Below are 17283 nucleotides of genomic sequence, written 5' to 3'. Positions count from 1 at the left end.
GACAGCAATCGGCCTTCCGAATCATCTTGGAGGAATTGATGTTACGCACGATGCTGAAGTCGAAGATCCACCGCGTCACCGTCACGCAGGCGGACCTGCACTACGTCGGCTCGGTGACCGTCGACGCTGACTTGATGGATGCCGCCGACCTGCTCGACGGTGAGCAGGTGACTATCGTCGACATCGACAACGGAGCCCGGCTCATCACCTATGCGATCACCGGCGAGCGAGGTAGCGGGGTGATTGGCATCAACGGCGCCGCAGCGCATCTCGTGCATCCAGGTGATACGGTGATCCTGATCGCCTATGGCGTCATGGACGACGCTGAGGCCCGCGCGTATCAACCGCGGATCGTGTTCGTCGACGCGCATAACCACCCGATTGACCTGGGTCACGACGCTGCGTTTGTGCCGGCGGATGCGGTCGGGTTGGCCTCATCCCGGATCAGTGGGGGATAGCCGTGTTACTGGCGATCGACGTCCGCAATACGCACACCGTCGTCGGACTGCTCTCCGGATCGAAGGAGCAGGCAAAAGTCGTGCAACAGTGGCGAATACGCACTGAACCTGAGATCACCGCCGATGAGCTCGCGCTGACCATCGACGGCCTTATCGGCGAGGATGCCGAGCGGATCACCGGAGCGGTCGCCCTGTCCACTGTGCCTTCGGTGCTGCATGAGGTGCGAATCATGCTCGATCAGTACTGGCCGTCGGTGCCGCACGTGGTGATCGAACCCGGGGTACGCACCGGTATCCCGCTGCTTGTGGACAATCCCAAGGAGGTGGGTGCCGACCGGATCGTTAACTGCCTTGCGGCGTTTCACAAGTTCGGGAGCGCCGCCATTGTGGTCGACTTCGGATCATCGATATGTGTGGACGTCGTGTCGGCCAATGGCGAGTTTCTGGGTGGCGCCATCGCGCCGGGGGTACAGGTGTCGTCCGACGCCGCCGCGGCCCGCTCGGCCGCCCTTCGCCGGGTCGAGCTGGCCAGGCCCCGTTCGGTGCTCGGCAAGAACACCGTCGAATGCATGCAGGCCGGCGCGGTGTTCGGATTCGCCGGGCTGGTGGACGGTTTGGTGCAGCGCATCCGTGACGATGTGAACGGCTTCGCCGGAGACGACGTGGCGGTGGTGGCCACCGGGCACACCGCGCCCCTGATGATGCCTGAGCTGCATACCGTCGACCATTACGACCCGCACCTGACCCTGCATGGTCTGCGGCTAGTCTTCGAGCGCAACCGCGACAGCCAGCGCGGTCGGCTGAAGACAGCGCGCTGAGTCTACGCCGAAGACAGCGGTGAAAGCCGCAAACGGCCAAGGGCTTCAGCAAACCGAGCCTGGCTTTAGATCATACGGTACTGGCCTTAATAGCCGACTCATGCGCGCTCCGCGCGTTCAGATCTCGAGTGTCACACCGGTGGACGTCACCGGCGCCGAGGGTAGCGAACTGTTTACTGATGTGTGAGTAAATGTGATCGAATGTATGTTTTGCTGAGTGTGTGAAGTTGGCTGAGTGGGCTCGTAGCAGCGGTGTTCACCCGCAGACCGCTTACAGGTGGTTTCGGGAGGGCAAGATGCCGGTGGCTGCTCGGAACGTGTCAAGGTCGGTGAGACAGTTTCTTATGCGGATTTGATGAGCGCTTCGGGGGTTGGTTGGTTGATCCAGGCGACGGTTGGCAGTTTCGGTGGGGTGGGTCGGCGATGCCGGAACCTGGCGGGGTTGGCGGCATAGGCCGCGTCGAGTGTGGCGGCGCGTTGGGCCTGGATCTGGGTTGCGGTGCCGTAGTGGACCGACGCCGCGGTGTGTAGTGCGACGCCGCTGTGTCGATGTTCATGGTTGTAGTAATCGAAGAATGTGGGTTTCCCCTGAAAACGTGGAGGTTTCCGTTATGCGGCCTGCGGTTGGATGGCCGTGGTTTTTTCGTATTCGACGGGTGGCAGCAACCCGGCTGAGCTGTGCCGACGTCGGGTGTTGTAGAACTCGTAGCACCAGGTGGTGATGGCCTCGCGTGGCTGTGCCTTGGTGGCGAAGTGGTGGCGGGACAGCACCTCGTGTTCGAGGGTGGAAAAGAACGCCTCGCTGGCGGCGTTGTCGAAGCACGACCCGACACGTCCCATCGATTGGCGCACCCCGAGCTTGCGGCACAGCTTAGTGAAATCATTGGCGGTGTAGGTAGATCCGCGATCAGTGTGAAAGATCACGCCAGCGATCGCTGCGCGCCCGCCACGTACTGCGACGGCCATCTTGATCGCGTCGCTGGCAAGCTCCGCATCGGGGTGCTCCGACATCGGGCAAGCCAGCAAACGTCGCCCGCACAGGTCCAGGACCGAAGCCAAATACAGTTTGCCCTCATCGGTGGGGATTTCGGTGATATCACCGCACCACGCCCGGTTGGGCGCTGCGGCGGTGAAGTCCCGTTTGAGCAGGTCGGGGAACTGAGGTGCCTTCTTGTCCTGGCGGGTCAACCCCCTGGGGCGCTTAGGCTTGCGCCCGGCCAGCCCTTGCCGGCGCATCGAGTCGGCCACCGTGTTCACGCTGACCTTCCAGCCTTCAGCGAGCAGGTCGGCGTGGATCCGCGGCGAGCCGTAGGTGCGCTGGGAGCGCTCGAACAGCTCCGCCACTCGCGCATCCCGCTGCGCGCGGCGTCGCTGCCGCTCAGTGGGCTCGCGGTCCAGCCACTTATAGAACCAGGAAACGCTGACCCCCAAAAGCGCGCAGCACACCGTGTGTGGCACCCGATGCACGGTCCTCTGGTCGGCGATAAAGCGGGCCACACTCACCTCGTCGCCTCCTTGACCCAGCCGACCACGGATCGCTTGAGCACATCACGCTTCATGCGCAGCTCGGCGACCTCGGCTCGCGGCCGCTTCAACTCGGCGATATCACCGGTGGAAAGCCCCTGGGCGCCTTCCCGTTCAGCACGATCTTTGGCAACCCAATTACCCAGGGTGCCCGGATGGATCCCGAGGTCTCGGGCCACCTGCGCGATCGGCTTACCGGTATCCCGGACTATCCGCACCGCTCCCTCCCGAAACTCCCGGTCGAACTTCCTGCGCGTCTCTGACATGCCCTTACCTCATAGTGCATGCCTCCACACTTTCGGGGGATTTCCCGGCAAGTACTTGAGGGTCTTGAAATTGGCCTCCGAGTAGGGGTTGTCGTTGGACACATGCGGGCGGCTGTGGCTGCGGTCCACGCCCAGGTCGGTCAGGAGTTGGGCGACCGGCTTGGACGTCATCGAGGTGCCGCGATCAGCATGGAGAGCCAGTTGGCCGGGCTCGACGCTGTGGTGGACCAAGGTGTCGTCGATGAACTGCTTGGCCAGTTCACCGGTCTCGGTGGCCGCAACGGTCCAACCGACGACGTAGCGCGAGAAGATGTCGATGATCACATACAGTTGATAGAAGGTGCCACGTTGTGGCCCTTGTAATTTCGTTATATCCCACGACCAAACCATAAACCGGCGGATGCTACGGCGCGTTCACCGCGCCGTAGCATCCGCCGGTTGGGCCGCTGCACTGGGCAGGCAGCGAGACGGCCCGTCGCTGGACTTGTTCGATGGACGGCTTCGATGGACGGCGCGGTCGAATCCGGGCACCGGGCGGCCCGCGAGGTCGCCGCCGTTCTCAACGCGTCCCCGGCCCCAACCCGACCACCCCAGCCAGGTTGATATCGGCCCGCGCTGGTTAATTTAAGCTGGCACGTCGTGAGCGCGGCCGATACAGACATTCCCGAGCAATTCCGGATACGCCGGGAAAAGCGCGCTCGCCTGTTAGCGGAGGGCCGCGATCCCTACCCGGTGGCGGTCGAGCGCACCCACACGCTGGCCCAGGTCCGCGCCGCCTACCCCGACCTGCCGACCGACTCGAGGACCGGGGACATCGTCGGGGTTGCCGGCCGGGTGATGTTCGCCCGCGACTCGGGCAAGCTGTGCTTTGCGACCTTGCAGGACGGCGACGGCACGCAACTGCAGGCCATGCTCAGCCTCGCCAGCGTCGGCCGGCAGGCGCTTGATGCGTGGAAGACCGATGTCGATATCGGCGACATCGTTTATGTGCACGGCGAGGTGATCAGCTCCCGCCGCGGCGAATTATCGGTGCTTGCCGATTCCTGGCGGATGGCATCGAAGTCGTTGCGGCCGCTGCCGGTCGCCTACAAGGACATGACCGAAGAGTCGCGGGTCCGCCAACGTTACGTCGATTTGATCGTCCGCCCGCAGGCCCGCACGCTCGCCCGAGCGCGGATCGCGGTCGTTCGGGCGATACGCACCGGGCTGGAACGCCGGGGGTTTGTCGAGGTCGAAACCCCGATGCTGCAGACTCTGGCCGGAGGGGCGGCGGCCCGACCGTTCATCACCCACTCCAATGCCCTCGATATCGATCTGTACCTACGAATCGCCCCCGAACTGTTCCTAAAGCGCTGCGTCGTCGGCGGGTTCGACAAGGTCTTCGAACTTAATCGGGTGTTCCGAAACGAAGGGGCCGATTCCACGCATTCCCCGGAATTCTCCATGTTGGAGACCTACCAAGCGTATGGCACCTATGACGATTCGGCCATCGTCACCAGGGAGCTTATTCAACATGTCGCCGATGAAGCGTTCGGAACCCGGCAACTGCCGCTGCCGGACGGCAGTGTCTATGACATCGATGGCGAATGGGCGTCGATACAAATGTATCCGTCTCTGTCCACTGCCCTCGGTGAGGAGATTACGCCCGACACGACGGTCGAGCGGTTGCGCGCCATCGCCGGGGCGCTTGGCGTCGAGATTTCCGCTGAGCGCGGATACGGGCATGGCAAGCTGGTGGAGGAGTTGTGGGAGCACACGGTCGGCAAGAGCCTCACGGCACCCACGTTCGTGCGGGATTTCCCCGTGGAGACAACGCCTTTGACCCGCCAGCACCGAAGTATCCCCGGCGTCACCGAGAAATGGGATTTGTATGTGCGCGGAATCGAACTGGCCACCGGATACTCCGAATTGATCGATCCGGTGATCCAGCGGGAGCGATTTGCCGCCCAGGCGCGAGCCGCGGCTGCCGGCGACGACGAGGCCATGGCGCTCGATGAGGATTTTCTGGCCGCCTTGGAGTACGCGATGCCGCCGTGCACGGGAACTGGAATGGGTGTCGACCGATTGTTGATGGTTTTGACCGGCCTGTCAATTAGGGAGACAGTTTTGTTCCCGCTTGTTCGCCCGCTTGGCAACTGAACCGCTTCGCTACGATAGGCGGTTTCGGGATTGAATAAGGCGCTCTCTTATGGCAGATTGGTCTGCGGGAAAGCCAATCCAGCTTGCACAGGATGTGCACAGGAAGCAGCGTGAGGGTGAGCTAATGGCGAAGAAAGTGACCGTCACCTTGATCGATGATTTCGACGGCGTGGCTGCCGCTGACGAAACGGTTGAATTCGGGCTCGACGGGGTTACCTATGAGATTGATCTTTCGACTAAGAATGCCGCGAAACTGCGTAACGACCTGAAGCAATGGGTGGAAGCGGCGCGCCGCGTCGGTGGCCGGCGCCGCGGACGTTCCGGCGCGACGCGCAGCCGGGGCGCCATCGACCGCGAGCAGAGCGCCGCGATCCGGGAGTGGGCCCGCCGCAATGGCCACAACGTCTCCAGTCGGGGCCGTATCCCGGCCGACATCATCGAGGCATTCCACGCGGCGACCTGACCGCCCGGGCGGCCGCCCAGCGGGCCTGAGCGACGCTTTTGTTCGCCGGTAGCGAAACCAGTCACCGGCCGATAGGGAAACGATTTGGCGATTCGCCGCGTTCTTCTATTGCGTCCGTGTTACACCGGGGATACGTGTGGTGGTCTGACACGCAAGGTTAGGAACCCGGGGCGGTCGGCCATTACAGTGGATGGCAGGTACGCAGGGGCCGACCAGGGCCGACCACAGTACCGATGGTGAGGGAGAGCAGGTAACCACCGATGTTCGAGAGATTTACCGACCGTGCCCGCAGGGTCGTCGTCCTGGCGCAAGAAGAGGCCCGGATGCTCAACCACAACTACATCGGCACCGAGCACATCCTGCTGGGGTTGATCCATGAGGGCGAGGGCGTAGCCGCAAAGTCGCTGGAGTCGCTGGGGATATCGCTGGAGGGTGTCCGCAGCCAGGTCGAGGAGATCATCGGCCAGGGCCAGCAGGCGCCGTCGGGGCATATCCCGTTTACCCCGCGCGCCAAGAAGGTCTTGGAGCTCTCCCTGCGTGAGGCGTTGCAGCTCGGCCACAACTACATCGGCACCGAGCACATCCTGCTCGGCCTGATCCGCGAGGGCGAGGGTGTCGCCGCCCAGGTCCTGGTCAAGCTGGGCGCCGAGCTGACCCGGGTGCGCCAGCAGGTGATCCAGCTGCTGTCCGGCTACCAGGGCAAGGAGACCGCCGAAGCCGGCACCGGCGGCCGTGGCGGTGAATCCGGCAGCCCGTCGACGTCGCTGGTGCTCGACCAGTTCGGCCGCAACCTGACGGCCGCGGCGATGGAAGGCAAGCTCGATCCGGTCATCGGTCGCGAGAAGGAAATCGAGCGGGTGATGCAGGTGCTGAGCCGGCGCACCAAGAACAACCCGGTGCTGATCGGCGAGCCCGGCGTCGGCAAGACCGCGGTCGTCGAGGGCCTGGCACAGGCCATCGTGCATGGCCAGGTTCCCGAGACGCTGAAGGACAAGCAGCTCTACACGCTGGACCTGGGTTCGCTGGTGGCCGGCAGCCGTTACCGCGGTGACTTCGAGGAACGCCTGAAGAAGGTGTTGAAGGAGATCAACACCCGCGGCGACATCATCCTGTTCATCGACGAGCTGCACACGCTGGTCGGGGCCGGTGCCGCCGAGGGCGCCATCGACGCCGCGTCGATCCTGAAGCCGAAGCTGGCTCGCGGTGAACTTCAGACCATTGGGGCGACCACGCTCGATGAGTACCGCAAATACATCGAAAAGGACGCCGCGTTGGAGCGCCGGTTCCAGCCGGTGCAGGTCGGTGAGCCGACGGTGGAACACACCATCGAGATCCTCAAGGGGCTGCGCGACCGCTACGAGGCGCACCACCGGGTGTCGATCACCGATGCCGCGATGGTGGCCGCCGCGACGCTGGCCGACCGCTACATCAACGACCGGTTCCTGCCGGACAAGGCGATCGACCTGATCGACGAGGCCGGTGCGCGGATGCGGATCCGCCGGATGACGGCGCCGCCGGACCTGCGTGAGTTTGACGAGAAGATCGCCGAAGCGCGCCGAGAGAAAGAGTCCGCCATCGACGCGCAGGACTTCGAGAAGGCCGCCGCCCTGCGTGATCGCGAGAAACAGCTGGTGGCCCAGCGAGCGGAGCGTGAAAAGCAGTGGCGTTCCGGCGATCTGGACGTAGTTGCCGAGGTCGACGACGAGCAGATCGCCGAGGTGCTGGGCAACTGGACCGGCATCCCGGTGTACAAGCTGACCGAGGCCGAGACGTCGCGGCTGCTGCGCATGGAAGAGGAGCTTCACAAGCGCATCATCGGCCAGGACGATGCCGTCAAGGCCGTCAGCAAGGCGATTCGCCGTACCCGGGCGGGGCTGAAGGACCCTAAGCGTCCGTCGGGTTCGTTCATCTTCGCCGGGCCGTCCGGTGTGGGCAAGACCGAGCTGTCCAAGGCGCTGGCGGAGTTCCTGTTCGGCGACGACGACGCGCTCATCCAGATCGACATGGGTGAGTTCCACGACCGGTTCACCGCGTCGCGGCTCTTCGGCGCCCCACCGGGCTACGTGGGTTACGAGGAGGGCGGTCAGCTCACCGAGAAGGTGCGGCGCAAGCCGTTCTCGGTGGTGCTCTTCGACGAGATCGAGAAGGCGCACCAGGAGATCTACAACAGCCTGTTGCAGGTGCTCGAGGACGGCCGGCTCACCGACGGGCAGGGCCGCACGGTCGACTTCAAGAACACCGTGCTGATCTTCACGTCCAACCTGGGCACCGCGGACATCTCAAAGCCGGTCGGTCTCGGGTTTAGCCAGGGCGGTGGCGAGAACAACTACGAGCGGATGAAGCAGAAGGTCAACGACGAGCTCAAGAAGCACTTCCGGCCCGAGTTCCTCAACCGCATCGATGATGTGATCGTTTTCCACCAGCTGACCAAGGATGAGATCATCCAGATGGTGGAGCTGATGATCAACCGGGTCGCGAACCAGCTCAAGAGCAAGGACATGACCTTGGAGCTGACCGACAAGGCCAAGGCGCTGCTGGCCAAGCGCGGGTTCGACCCGGTGCTCGGGGCGCGCCCGCTGCGGCGCACCATCCAGCGCGAGATCGAAGACCAACTCTCGGAGAAGATCCTCTTCGAGGAGGTCGGACCCGGGCAGGTCGTCACGGTCGACGTTGACAACTGGGACGGCGAAGGCCCCAGCGAGGATGCGGTGTTCACGTTCACCGGAACCCCTAAGTCGGCGGTGCCCACCGAGTCGGATCTGGCCAAGGCGGCGGCCCACAGCGCCAGCGGCCTGAACGCGCAGTAACCTCGCCGGGCGGCCGGTTAGCGCCTTGACAGCAGCGCGAAAGCCTGCTTGGCGATCTGCAGCATCCAGCCGGTCGCGGCCGGGCCATGATCGCGTGGCCAGGTCAGCTGAAAGCTGACCACCCACGGCTGTCCCGTCTTGTCGACGGCGTACCAGCTGAAAGTCAAATCGCCCGGCAACCCGCCGGCTTTCGCACCGAGGTACGGCCACTCGCGGGGGTCCAGATCAAGGCCCGGGACAGCGGCCAGAATCTGCTGGACGGGCGCGGCCGCACCGGTCGCGCCCGCCTGCAATGCCGCGTGCACCCGGCAGATGTCCTCGGCGCTGCCGTACCATTCCGCGCCGTAGCTAGACGCCGGGGCGTGGGCTCGAGCTGGGTCCGGTTGGTAGGGACGCGAATCCGCCTCCTGCAGCAGCTGCGCACGCACTTGTGGGGAGGCCTGACGCCACTGGTCGCGAACATCCGGGATGCCCCAGCCGACCGAAAACAGCTCGTGCATGGTGGGGAAGGGGGTCATGCTGGCCGGATCGTGATGGCCGGCTGCGATCAGCGCATTCTCGACTGCGTGGGTGCCCACCTTGTCGATGAGCAGGTCGGTGGACATGTTGTCGCTGGTGGCGATCATTTTTTCGGCGGCGGTGCGAACCGTTACCTGCGCTCCGACCGGCAGCTCCAGCCCGGAAGAGCCGACGGCTTTGCTCTTCGCGGTGATGATCAGCTCGTCATTCCAGGACATCGTCCCCGCTGTGATCGCGTCCGCCACGGCGTAGAGCACATACAACTTGAAAATCGACGCCAGCGGCAGGGATTGGGCGCTGTTGGCGCCCGCGACCCGTTCGCAGCGGCCCTCGCGGACCTTGGCGGCTTGATACGAGTAACGGGCACCGGTCCGGCTCAACGCGGTGTCGACGTCCCGCCAGGACGTGATCGTGGGCGCCTGGGTGGTGACGTCGAAACCGTCGACGAGCCTGTCGTCATCGGTGTGAATCCTGATCTCCTGGCGAGCGCCGTAAGAGCTGGTGAGGTGCAATGTGGCGGCACCGGCCCGCACGTCGACGGCGTCGACGATAAAGGGGCGGTCCCACCACAGCGCCTCCATCATGCCCTCGACCCGCTCGACCATGCCGGCCGCGGCCAGGGTGCGAACACCGGTGGGGCCGATCGGCCAATCCGAGTTGAGCATGTCCACGATCTGCCGGGCGCGCAGACCCGGCGGTGTTCTGATGTCGATCCGCCCCCGGGTATTCGCGGCGTTCGCGGGTGCCGCGGGGGGCGGCGAGCACCCTGCCAGCGGGACGACGGCCAGCAGCGAGATGGCCACCAGCGCCACCACCCGGCGGCGTGGCCGCCTCGGGCTATGCCCGCGCGCCGCTACCGGCAACGTCCAGCACAACCTCGAATTCCAGCAGCGACGCGCCGGTCGCCACGGGGTTGGCCCGATGCCCCGCATGGGCTTCGATAGCGGGCCCGCTCGCCCACGCTTGGAAGGCCTCATCGGACTCCCATTGCGTCACCACGAAATAGCGGTCCTCGCCTTTGACCGGGCGCAGCAACTGAAACCCGAGAAAGCCGGGCGCGTTCTCCACGGCGTGCGCGCGATGGGCGAAGCGCTTCTCCAGTTCGGGGCCGGCGCCCGCGGGAACCTCGATTGCGTTGATCTTTACCACTGGCATGCCAGCTAGGCTACCGTGCCGGCCCGGGAGAACTCCGGTGCTATCACCGGATTACGACAGCGCCACGGCGCACGTCACGCGAGGATAGGGTGCATGGCCACCGAGTTGCTGAGCCGCCGCGGCGGCCGCGGCACGCCGCTGGTCTTGGTCCACGGTTTGATGGGGCGCGGCAGCACCTGGTCGCGTCAGCTGCCGTGGCTGACCCGGCTGGGCACCGTCCACACCTATGACGCGCCGTGGCACCGGGGCCGTGACGTCCCCGGCCCGTACCCGATCAGCACCGAGCGTTTCGTGGCCGACTTGGGTGACGCGGTGGCCACCCTGGGGGTACCCGTGGTCCTGATCGGGCATTCGATGGGCGCCCTGCACTCGTGGTGCCTGGCGGCGGAACGTCCCGAACTGGTCTCAGCGCTGGTGATCGAGGATATGGCACCGGATTTCCGGGGCCGCAGCACTGCTCCATGGGAGCCGTGGCTGCAGGCCCTGCCAGTCGAATTCGACTCCGCTGAACAGATATTCGCCCTATTCGGCCAGGTCGCGGGCCGGTACTTCATGGAATCGTTCGATCGCATCGACACTGGCTGGCGGCTGCACGGCCACGTCGAGCGCTGGATCGAGATCGCCGCCGAGTGGGGTACTCGCGACTATTGGGCGCAGTGGCAGGAGGTGCGGTCCCCGGCACTGCTCATCGAGGCCGGTGACTCCGTCACACCACCTGGCCAGATGCGTAAGATGCGCGAAAGCTCTTGCCAAGCAAGCTATTTGCACGTCCCTGGAGCGGGTCATCTGGTTCACGACGAGGCGGCGCAGATATATCGGCGGGCGGTAGCGTCTTTCTTGGCGGCGTGTTAACCGTCTTCACCCGCCAGCGCGAACCGGCCGTCGGCCGTCTGGGTGACCAGCCCGTCGGCCCGCAGTGATTCCAGCGCCCGGTCGCGCCGGTGGCTATCGCTCGGCCATGCGACATCCAGCTCGGCCCGGGTGACCGGAGAGTCCCGGGCGCGCAGCACATCCAACAGCCGACCCCGGATCTGGCGGTTGGTCCCCGCGTAGCGCTGCACGCGGCGAGCGGGCCCGCCCGCGGGCGGATACCCGGCGTTTCGCCAGCTGCACGTGCTCAGTGGGCACAACCCGCACTTTGGTGCCCGGGCGGTGCACACCGTGGCGCCCAGCTCCATCAGTGCTGCCGAAAACTGGTGTGCTCGTTGGTCGTTCGGGAGTAGCGCGGCAACCTCAGCGTGGTCACGGGCAGCCGACGGCGCGCTGGGCTGGGCGCACCCGTGCACGGCGCGGGCCAGCACCCGGCGCACATTGGTGTCGACAACAGGGACCGGCTTGCGGTAAGCGAAACAGGCCACCGCACGCGCGGTGTAGCTGCCGACGCCCGGCAGCCTCAGCAGGGTGTCAACGTCCTCAGGAACCACATCGCCGTGATCTTGGGCGATCACGGTGGCGCATAGGTGCAGCCGTTTAGCCCGCATCGGATAACCCAGTTTGCCCCAGGCGCGCAGCACGTCGGCCAGGGTGGCCGCGGCGGTGGCCGAGGCGGTAGGCCAGCGCGCCACCCATTCGCGCCAGATCGGCACCACCCGGGCCACCGGCGTCTGCTGGAGCATGAATTCGCTGACCAGGATTGGCCACGCGCCGACACCGGGACCGCGCCACGGCAGGTCGCGCCGTGACCGGCCATACCAGTCGAGCAGTTCACGGGCAGAGATGGTCATGGGTGGTTGGGCCAGAATATCTGCCATGCGCGATGTCGACCCGGTGGCCGCATGGAAGGCACTTAAGGAGGGTAACCAGCGATTCGTCGCCGGCAAGCCCAAGCATCCCAGCCAAGGCGCCGAGCATCGGGCCAGCCTGGCCGCCGCGCAGAAACCCACTGCCGTGATCTTCGGCTGCGCGGACAGCCGGGTGGCCGCGGAGATCATCTTCGATCAAGGCCTGGGCGACATGTTCGTGGTGCGCACCGCTGGGCACGTCATCGACTCCGCGGTCCTGGGCTCGGTGGAGTACGCGGTGTCGGTGCTCGGCGTCCCCCTCATCGTCGTGCTCGGTCATGATGGCTGCGGCGCCGTCCAGGCGGCGCTGACGGCACTCGACGGCGGTGCCCTGCCGGCCGGGTACGTGCGCGACGTCGTGGAACGGGTGACGCCCTCGATCCTGCTGGGCCGCCGTGACGGCCTGAGTCGCGTCGACGAGTTCGAGGCGCGGCACGTGCGCGAGACGCTGGCGCTGCTGATGGCGCGCTCCACCGTCATCGCCGAGCGGGTGGCGGCGGGTACGCTGGCCATCGCCGGTGTCACCTATCGTCTCGCCGAGGGCCAGGTGCTGCTGCGGGATCGCATCGGCGAGATCGGCGACGAGCCGCATAGCTGAATGGCCGCCGCGGGGCGGCGGAGCGGTCCCGGGGGTCTTTCGCTTGCGGCCGGGCGGGGCGGTCGTGAACCATCGAAGGGATATTGCGGCGGTGTCAGCTGACCCGGCGACACGCCGAGCCGGGTAGCTGCTATTGGTATGACCTGGGCTTACGGTGTGACCGTGCTGGATCTGGAACCACGTGGCCCGCTACCGCCACAGGTCTATTGGCGGCGCCGGGGGCTGGCACTGGCGATCGCGGTGGCCGTGATCGGGATTGTGGTCGCCGCCATTGTTGCTCTCCTGGACGGCAGCGCCGGCGCGAAGACCACCAACACCGCCAAGCCCGGCCCCGCAACCACCCCCCAGGCGCCCCCGCCGGCCGCGCAGCCCGAGGTCAAGACTCCGATGGTTCCCCCGGCGGCGCAGAGCGCGGCTCCCGCTCCGACGCCGACCGGGGCCGTGCAACCGCCCCCGGTGCTCAAGGAGGGCGACGACTGTCCCGACTCGACCCTGGCCGTCAAGGGTTTGACCAACCAACCCCAGTACGTCCTGGGTGACCAGCCGAAATTCACCATGGTCGTCACCAACATCGGCCTGGTGGCGTGCAAACGCGATGTGGGGGCCGCGGTGCTCGCGGCCTACGTCTACACCCTGGACAATAAACGGCTGTGGTCCAATCTGGACTGCGCGCCATCGAACGAGACTCTGGTGAAGACTTTTACCCCGGGCGAGCAAGTCACGACCGCGGTCACCTGGACCGGAATGGGGTCGGCACCGGGCTGTCCGCTGCCGCGGCCCGCCATCGGCCCCGGCACCTACAACCTGGTGGTGCAACTGGGCAATCTGCGTTCGGCACCGGTTCCGTTCATCCTGGCTGCGCCCCCGCCGCCGCCTCCGGCGGAAGCCGGCGGTCCCCCGCCGCCCATGGCGCCGCCTCCGCCACCCCCGGCGGCGCCCGGCCCCGCCGGGAACTGACGGCAATTGGGTTGCCGGTGGCGGAGTCATTCCGCTGGGCGTCATTCCGCTATGCGTCGGGATCGTGAGGTGGCGGCGCGGTCAGCCGAAGCGGCGGCGCCGGCGGACTGCCGGGATGGCCGGCGATGTCCAGCAGGTGTTGCAGCGCGGCGACGATGTCGGCCGCCACCAGCGCGCGGAGCCCCGACGGCACGGCCTGGTATCCGGGCGGTATCACCGCGGTGGTGAACCCTTGGCGAGCGGCTTCGCCGAGCCGGTGTTCCATTCCGGTGACTTGTCGCAGGTCGCCGGCCAGCCCCACCTCACCGATCATCACCGCGGCGGCGGGCACCGGGAGGTTGGCGTATGCCGAGGCCAATGCGATCGCCACCGCGAGGTCCGCCGACGGATCGGTCAGCCGCATGCCGCCGACCGTGGACAGGTAGATGTCGTTGGCTGCCACCGCGAGCCCGGCATGCTTTTCTAGCACGGCGGCGATCATTGCGGCCCGGGCGTGGTCTATACCGCTGACGGCCCGCCGCGGCGACTGGCCCGATGGGGCCACCAGCAACGCCTGGACCTCGCCGACAAGGGGCCGCTTTCCCTCCAGGGCCACGGTGATCGCGGTCCCGGCGACGGGTGCGCGCCGTTGCTCCACGAACAGGCCAGAAGTCTCAGCGACGCCTTCAATGCCACTGTCGCGCAACAGAAAACAGCCGACTTCATCGGCTGCGCCGAACCGGTTTTTGACCCCACGGACCATTCGCAGGGCACCGTTGCGGTCGCCCTCGAAGTGCAGCACCACGTCGACCAGGTGCTCCAGTGACCGTGGCCCGGCGATCGCCCCGTCTTTGGTGACATGCCCGACGAGGATCAGCGCCACCCCGGTGGCCTTCGCGGCGCTGGTCAGTGCCGTGGTGACAGCGCGCACCTGGGTGACGCCGCCGGCGACGCCGTCGGCCGTGGTGGTGGAAAGGGTTTGCACCGAGTCCACGACGACCAGTGTCGGCTGTAGCGCCGTGATGTGCTCCAACACCAGATGCAGGTCGGATTCGGTGGCCAGGTAGACCTCGTCGTGGCCGCAGCGGGTCCGGTCGGCGCGCAGGCGGATCTGGCCCGCGGCCTCCTCGGCGGATACATACAGCGCGCGCCGCCCCGACTGCGCCCAGTGGTGGGCGACCTTGAGCAGCAGTGTCGACTTGCCCACCCCGGGATCACCCGCCAGCAGCGTCACCGAGCCGGGTACCAGGCCGCCCCCGAGCACCCGGTCGAACTCACCGACACCGGTGGCGTGGTGGCGGGCGCGACCCGCCTCCACGGAACTGAGCGGAATCGCCCGCGACACCGTGCTGCGTGGATGCCTCCGGGTGTCGCCGACTGCGGCGAGTACCGCCACCTCGCCAACCGTTCCCCAGGTGCCGCACCGCAGGCAACGGCCCACCCACTTGGCGGTGACGTGGTGGCACTCCGAGCAGCGGTACTGCGAACGGGTCTTGGCCACGCCGTGACGGTACCGGGTGGGTCTGACATTTAGCCTCGGTGTGAGTCCACCGGCAGGTCCGAGGGTCCGACTGGGACATTTGGTGATCCCTGAGATTTGAGCGGCCTCCCGTGGACTTTGGTGTCTGGTCGTGCGGTGTTGTTGTTCGGGAACTTGGAGCCAGCCCGTGGTGTGGACTCCTGCTTAGAGAATGTCTGGACCGTGGCCGTGGCGCTCAGTCACCTGGTGATCTGGAAGAGCTTGTGGCAGGAGGGTTGTGCAGTGGCATTGACGTTGGGGATCGACGTCGCGCTCCGGGCGGCGCATCAGGCGACGCTGGCCCGTGAGGGCAAGACGGTGTGGCGGGGCCGTAAGTTCTTGACCCGCCCCGACGAGCTGGAGCGGGTGTGGGCCGATGTGGGTGCCGAGGATCCGGGCGAGCTGACGGTGGTGCTCGAGCCCACCAGAAACGCCTGGATTGTGGTGGCGGGGTGGTTTCGCCGGCGCGGCGCGAAGGTGGTGATGGTGCCGACGACTCAGTCAGCGGACCTGCGCAAGTACTACTCCAAGCACGCCAAGAACGACCGGATCGACTCAAAGCTGTTGGCCCGGCTGGCGCTGCTGCACCCTGAAGGATTGCGTCCCTACACCGGGCAAGGCCCAGCTGATCCGTTGCGGCGGCTCACCAAGCAGCGTTCCACGATGGTCAAGCGCCGCACCGCGGTCTATGCCCGCCTCGACTCCCTCATCGAGCTGCTGGGACCGTCCTGGTATGTGGTGCTCGGGTCGAACTACGGCAACGCCGCGCTGCAGTTTCTGGCGCACTACGCCAATCCCCACGCAGTGATCCGGCTCGGCCAGGCCAGGCTGGCCAGGTTTCTCGCCACGCGGTCCCGTGGCGCCTGGCGTGACGAGCATGCCGCCGGCCTGATCGTCGCGGCCAAAGAAACCCTCGCCCTGTGGAATGTCGACGGCACCGATGGGATGAGCTTCGCCGAACTGGCCGCCGACATCGCCCACGAGGCCGAACAAGCGCTGTTTTTGACCCGTCAGATCAAAGAGATCGACGAACGGATCGCAAACCTCTACGCCCAGGCCGACCCGCAGGGGATTGTCGCGTCCGCGCCCGGCCTCGGAGCCACCATCAGCGCGGTCATCGCCGGCCGGATCGGTGATCCGCGCCGGTTCACCTCGCTCGCGGCGATCCGCGCCTACACCGGAGTGGTCCCGAAAGTCAGCCAATCGGGGGTGGTCAAGACCGAGTCGTCGATCACCAAGGCCGGCGACCCGCTGCTACGCGAAATGCTTTACACCGCAGCCGATCAGGCGCGCAAAGTCGATCCCCAATTTGCCGCGAAGTACCACCGTCTAATGGCCGGGGACCGCCACCACGACTCGGCGATCTGCCACCTGGCCACCATGCTGATCACCCGCATCGCCACCTGCATGCGCAACGGGCAGCCCTACCAACTGCGCGACGTCGATGGCACCGCGATCACCGAATCGGAAGGCCGAGCCATCGTCAAAGAGCGCTACCAACTCGATCCCCGCCGCCGCGACCACGTCCGCCACAAACTCATGCGCCAGCGCCGCAAAAAGGCGGGCCAGGAGTCACAGGAGTCGCCACGCGCTCTAACATCCCAGCCCGCTAAACGCAAGCCTACGAACCCCCAAGTGGCTTGACTTCAGTTAGGAACTCAACTCAGGGATGGTTAGCCGGGGCTAAAGCTGGGCGAAAGCCAGTGCCCGCACCTGCGGTGCCGTCGCCGGTGCCGAGATCGGCACCATTAAGCTTGCGCGCCCTGCATTTTCGAACTCGAAGGTGAAGTTGTAGGTCAGCCCGTTGGTGATCGGCTTGGCCAGCACCACCGTTGCCCTCGCCGCGTTCGCCGGTTCCACCGTGCGCAACGCCCGCACGTTCTGGCTTGCGGTGGCGCCGACGAGCAGCTTGCCGCTAGCGGGCAGGCGGGTATCTCCGGTGAGGGCCACCGCGCCGATCTCGGAGGTGATGCGCACCAGCCGGTCGGCGACATCGGGTGACCGGTTGACGGCCACCAGCGCCAGGTCGACGGCTTGACCGGGTGGCAGGAAGTCACCGGTCTGCACGGCCTGGATGCGAACATCACGCAGCGCCACGTTGTTGACGTTGAGCTTGGCGCCGTTAACTGCGGACTCGACGGTCGCGGTCTGGGCTATTTGACCGGAGCTGCATCCCGACAGCGCGCCGGCCAAGACGATCGCGATCAGGCCCGTGGCCACCGCGCTGACACCGGTCGAGAGGCGGCTGCCGAAAGGGTTCACTCGATGCCTCCTGCTGGGCCTCGTGACTCGACTGGGAC

At 66.2% G+C, this 17283-nt stretch carries 16 protein-coding genes and 2 pseudogenes; 10 read left to right on the top strand and 8 right to left on the bottom strand.

The genetic code is table 11. The features are described from left to right. Window positions 1-38: 38 nt before the first annotated feature. Window positions 39-458 (top strand): aspartate 1-decarboxylase, encoded by a 420-nt coding sequence (gene panD, locus MSM1_RS04755; protein ID WP_213440429.1) that lies wholly within the window; start codon window positions 39-41, stop codon window positions 456-458. Between the two features lie 2 nt (window positions 459-460). Next, the gene (locus MSM1_RS04750; RefSeq protein WP_213440428.1) at window positions 461-1276 is read left to right on the top strand and encodes a type III pantothenate kinase; all 816 of its coding nucleotides are present in this window, start codon (window positions 461-463) and stop codon (window positions 1274-1276) included. Between the two features lie 609 nt (window positions 1277-1885). Here MSM1_RS04750 and MSM1_RS04745 read toward each other — a convergent pair. The 3 genes and pseudogenes from MSM1_RS04745 to MSM1_RS04735 all read right to left on the bottom strand — a co-directional run. Further along, window positions 1886-2779: an IS3 family transposase gene (locus MSM1_RS04745; RefSeq protein WP_213440427.1), complete on the bottom strand. Its 894-nt coding sequence runs from the start codon at window positions 2777-2779 to the stop codon at window positions 1886-1888. Beyond that, window positions 2776-3066: a transposase gene (locus MSM1_RS04740; RefSeq protein ID WP_213440426.1), complete on the bottom strand. Its 291-nt coding sequence runs from the start codon at window positions 3064-3066 to the stop codon at window positions 2776-2778. The genes MSM1_RS04745 and MSM1_RS04740 overlap by 4 nt, the downstream gene beginning before the upstream one ends. Window positions 3067-3096: 30 nt before the next feature. Beyond that, window positions 3097-3453, bottom strand: a pseudogene (locus MSM1_RS04735) (transposase); the annotation flags it as partial. Window positions 3454-3500: 47 nt separating this feature from the next. Here MSM1_RS04735 and MSM1_RS22875 point away from each other — a divergent pair. The 4 genes and pseudogenes from MSM1_RS22875 to clpC1 form a co-directional block, all read left to right on the top strand. Then, window positions 3501-3669, top strand: a pseudogene (locus MSM1_RS22875) (FAD-dependent oxidoreductase); the annotation flags it as partial. A 36-nt stretch (window positions 3670-3705) separates the two neighbouring features. After that, on the top strand, window positions 3706-5205 hold the full coding sequence (gene lysS / locus MSM1_RS04730) for a lysine--tRNA ligase (RefSeq protein WP_213440424.1): 1500 nt from the start codon (window positions 3706-3708) through the stop codon (window positions 5203-5205). Window positions 5206-5329: 124 nt separating this feature from the next. After that, window positions 5330-5668, top strand: coding sequence for a histone-like nucleoid-structuring protein Lsr2 (gene lsr2 / locus MSM1_RS04725; RefSeq protein ID WP_213440423.1), 339 nt, complete (start codon window positions 5330-5332; stop codon window positions 5666-5668). A 260-nt stretch (window positions 5669-5928) separates the two neighbouring features. Beyond that, window positions 5929-8475, top strand: a complete 2547-nt coding sequence (clpC1, locus tag MSM1_RS04720) for an ATP-dependent protease ATP-binding subunit ClpC (RefSeq protein WP_213440422.1) — start codon at window positions 5929-5931, stop codon at window positions 8473-8475. A gap of 17 nt (window positions 8476-8492) precedes the next feature. Here the strand turns inward: clpC1 and MSM1_RS04715 are convergent, their stop codons facing one another. Next, window positions 8493-9869 carry a class A beta-lactamase-related serine hydrolase gene (locus MSM1_RS04715; RefSeq protein ID WP_236054747.1) on the bottom strand — a complete coding sequence of 459 codons (1377 nt, stop codon included), beginning with the start codon at window positions 9867-9869 and terminating at the stop codon, window positions 8493-8495. Continuing rightward, on the bottom strand, window positions 9832-10149 hold the full coding sequence (gene mhuD, locus MSM1_RS04710) for a mycobilin-forming heme oxygenase MhuD (protein ID WP_213440420.1): 318 nt from the start codon (window positions 10147-10149) through the stop codon (window positions 9832-9834). Before mhuD ends, MSM1_RS04715 begins: the two co-directional genes overlap by 38 nt. A gap of 93 nt (window positions 10150-10242) precedes the next feature. Between mhuD and MSM1_RS04705 the strand changes: the two genes are divergently transcribed. Next, entirely contained in the window at window positions 10243-11001 is a 759-nt protein-coding gene (locus tag MSM1_RS04705; RefSeq protein ID WP_213440419.1) for an alpha/beta fold hydrolase, read from the top strand. Here the strand turns inward: MSM1_RS04705 and MSM1_RS04700 are convergent. Continuing rightward, window positions 10998-11900 (bottom strand): A/G-specific adenine glycosylase, encoded by a 903-nt coding sequence (locus MSM1_RS04700; RefSeq protein ID WP_213440418.1) that lies wholly within the window; start codon window positions 11898-11900, stop codon window positions 10998-11000. The genes MSM1_RS04705 and MSM1_RS04700 overlap by 4 nt on opposite strands. Between MSM1_RS04700 and MSM1_RS04695 the strand changes: the two genes are divergently transcribed. Continuing rightward, a complete protein-coding gene (locus tag MSM1_RS04695; RefSeq protein WP_213440417.1) occupies window positions 11899-12528 on the top strand; it encodes a carbonic anhydrase in 630 nt (209 codons plus the stop codon). The genes MSM1_RS04700 and MSM1_RS04695 overlap by 2 nt on opposite strands. A 162-nt stretch (window positions 12529-12690) precedes the next feature. Next, window positions 12691-13485, top strand: a complete 795-nt coding sequence (locus tag MSM1_RS04690) for a hypothetical protein (RefSeq protein WP_213441429.1) — start codon at window positions 12691-12693, stop codon at window positions 13483-13485. Between the two features lie 49 nt (window positions 13486-13534). Here the strand turns inward: MSM1_RS04690 and radA are convergent, their stop codons facing one another. Beyond that, on the bottom strand, window positions 13535-14965 hold the full coding sequence (radA, locus tag MSM1_RS04685) for a DNA repair protein RadA (RefSeq protein ID WP_213440416.1): 1431 nt from the start codon (window positions 14963-14965) through the stop codon (window positions 13535-13537). A 261-nt stretch (window positions 14966-15226) separates the two neighbouring features. Here radA and MSM1_RS04680 point away from each other — a divergent pair, with 261 nt between their 5' ends. Continuing rightward, window positions 15227-16627 (top strand): IS110 family transposase, encoded by a 1401-nt coding sequence (locus MSM1_RS04680; RefSeq protein ID WP_213441426.1) that lies wholly within the window; start codon window positions 15227-15229, stop codon window positions 16625-16627. 39 nt (window positions 16628-16666) lie between these two features. Here MSM1_RS04680 and MSM1_RS04675 read toward each other — a convergent pair whose 3' ends face one another. After that, entirely contained in the window at window positions 16667-17245 is a 579-nt protein-coding gene (locus MSM1_RS04675; protein WP_213440415.1) for a hypothetical protein, read from the bottom strand. Window positions 17246-17283 lie beyond the last annotated feature (38 nt).

It is taken from the genome of Mycobacterium sp. SM1 (assembly GCF_018361265.1).
Taxonomy (GTDB): Bacteria; Actinomycetota; Actinomycetes; order Mycobacteriales; family Mycobacteriaceae; genus Mycobacterium.
This window is presented reverse-complemented; position numbering and strand designations above follow the sequence as displayed.

Excerpts from the sequence above, each read along its gene's own strand:
- panD (WP_213440429.1), top strand. The coding sequence starts at position 39 with ATGTTACGCACGATGCTGAAGTCGAAGATCCACCGCGTCACCGTCACG.
- clpC1 (WP_213440422.1), top strand. The coding sequence starts at position 5,929 with ATGTTCGAGAGATTTACCGACCGTGCCCGCAGGGTCGTCGTCCTGGCG.
- MSM1_RS04695 (WP_213440417.1), top strand. The coding sequence starts at position 11,899 with ATGCGCGATGTCGACCCGGTGGCCGCATGGAAGGCACTTAAGGAGGGT.
- MSM1_RS04740 (WP_213440426.1), bottom strand. The coding sequence starts at position 3,066 with ATGTCAGAGACGCGCAGGAAGTTCGACCGGGAGTTTCGGGAGGGAGCG.
- MSM1_RS04705 (WP_213440419.1), top strand. The coding sequence starts at position 10,243 with ATGGCCACCGAGTTGCTGAGCCGCCGCGGCGGCCGCGGCACGCCGCTG.
- mhuD (WP_213440420.1), bottom strand. The coding sequence starts at position 10,149 with ATGCCAGTGGTAAAGATCAACGCAATCGAGGTTCCCGCGGGCGCCGGC.
- MSM1_RS04700 (WP_213440418.1), bottom strand. The coding sequence starts at position 11,900 with ATGGCAGATATTCTGGCCCAACCACCCATGACCATCTCTGCCCGTGAA.
- lsr2 (WP_213440423.1), top strand. The coding sequence starts at position 5,330 with ATGGCGAAGAAAGTGACCGTCACCTTGATCGATGATTTCGACGGCGTG.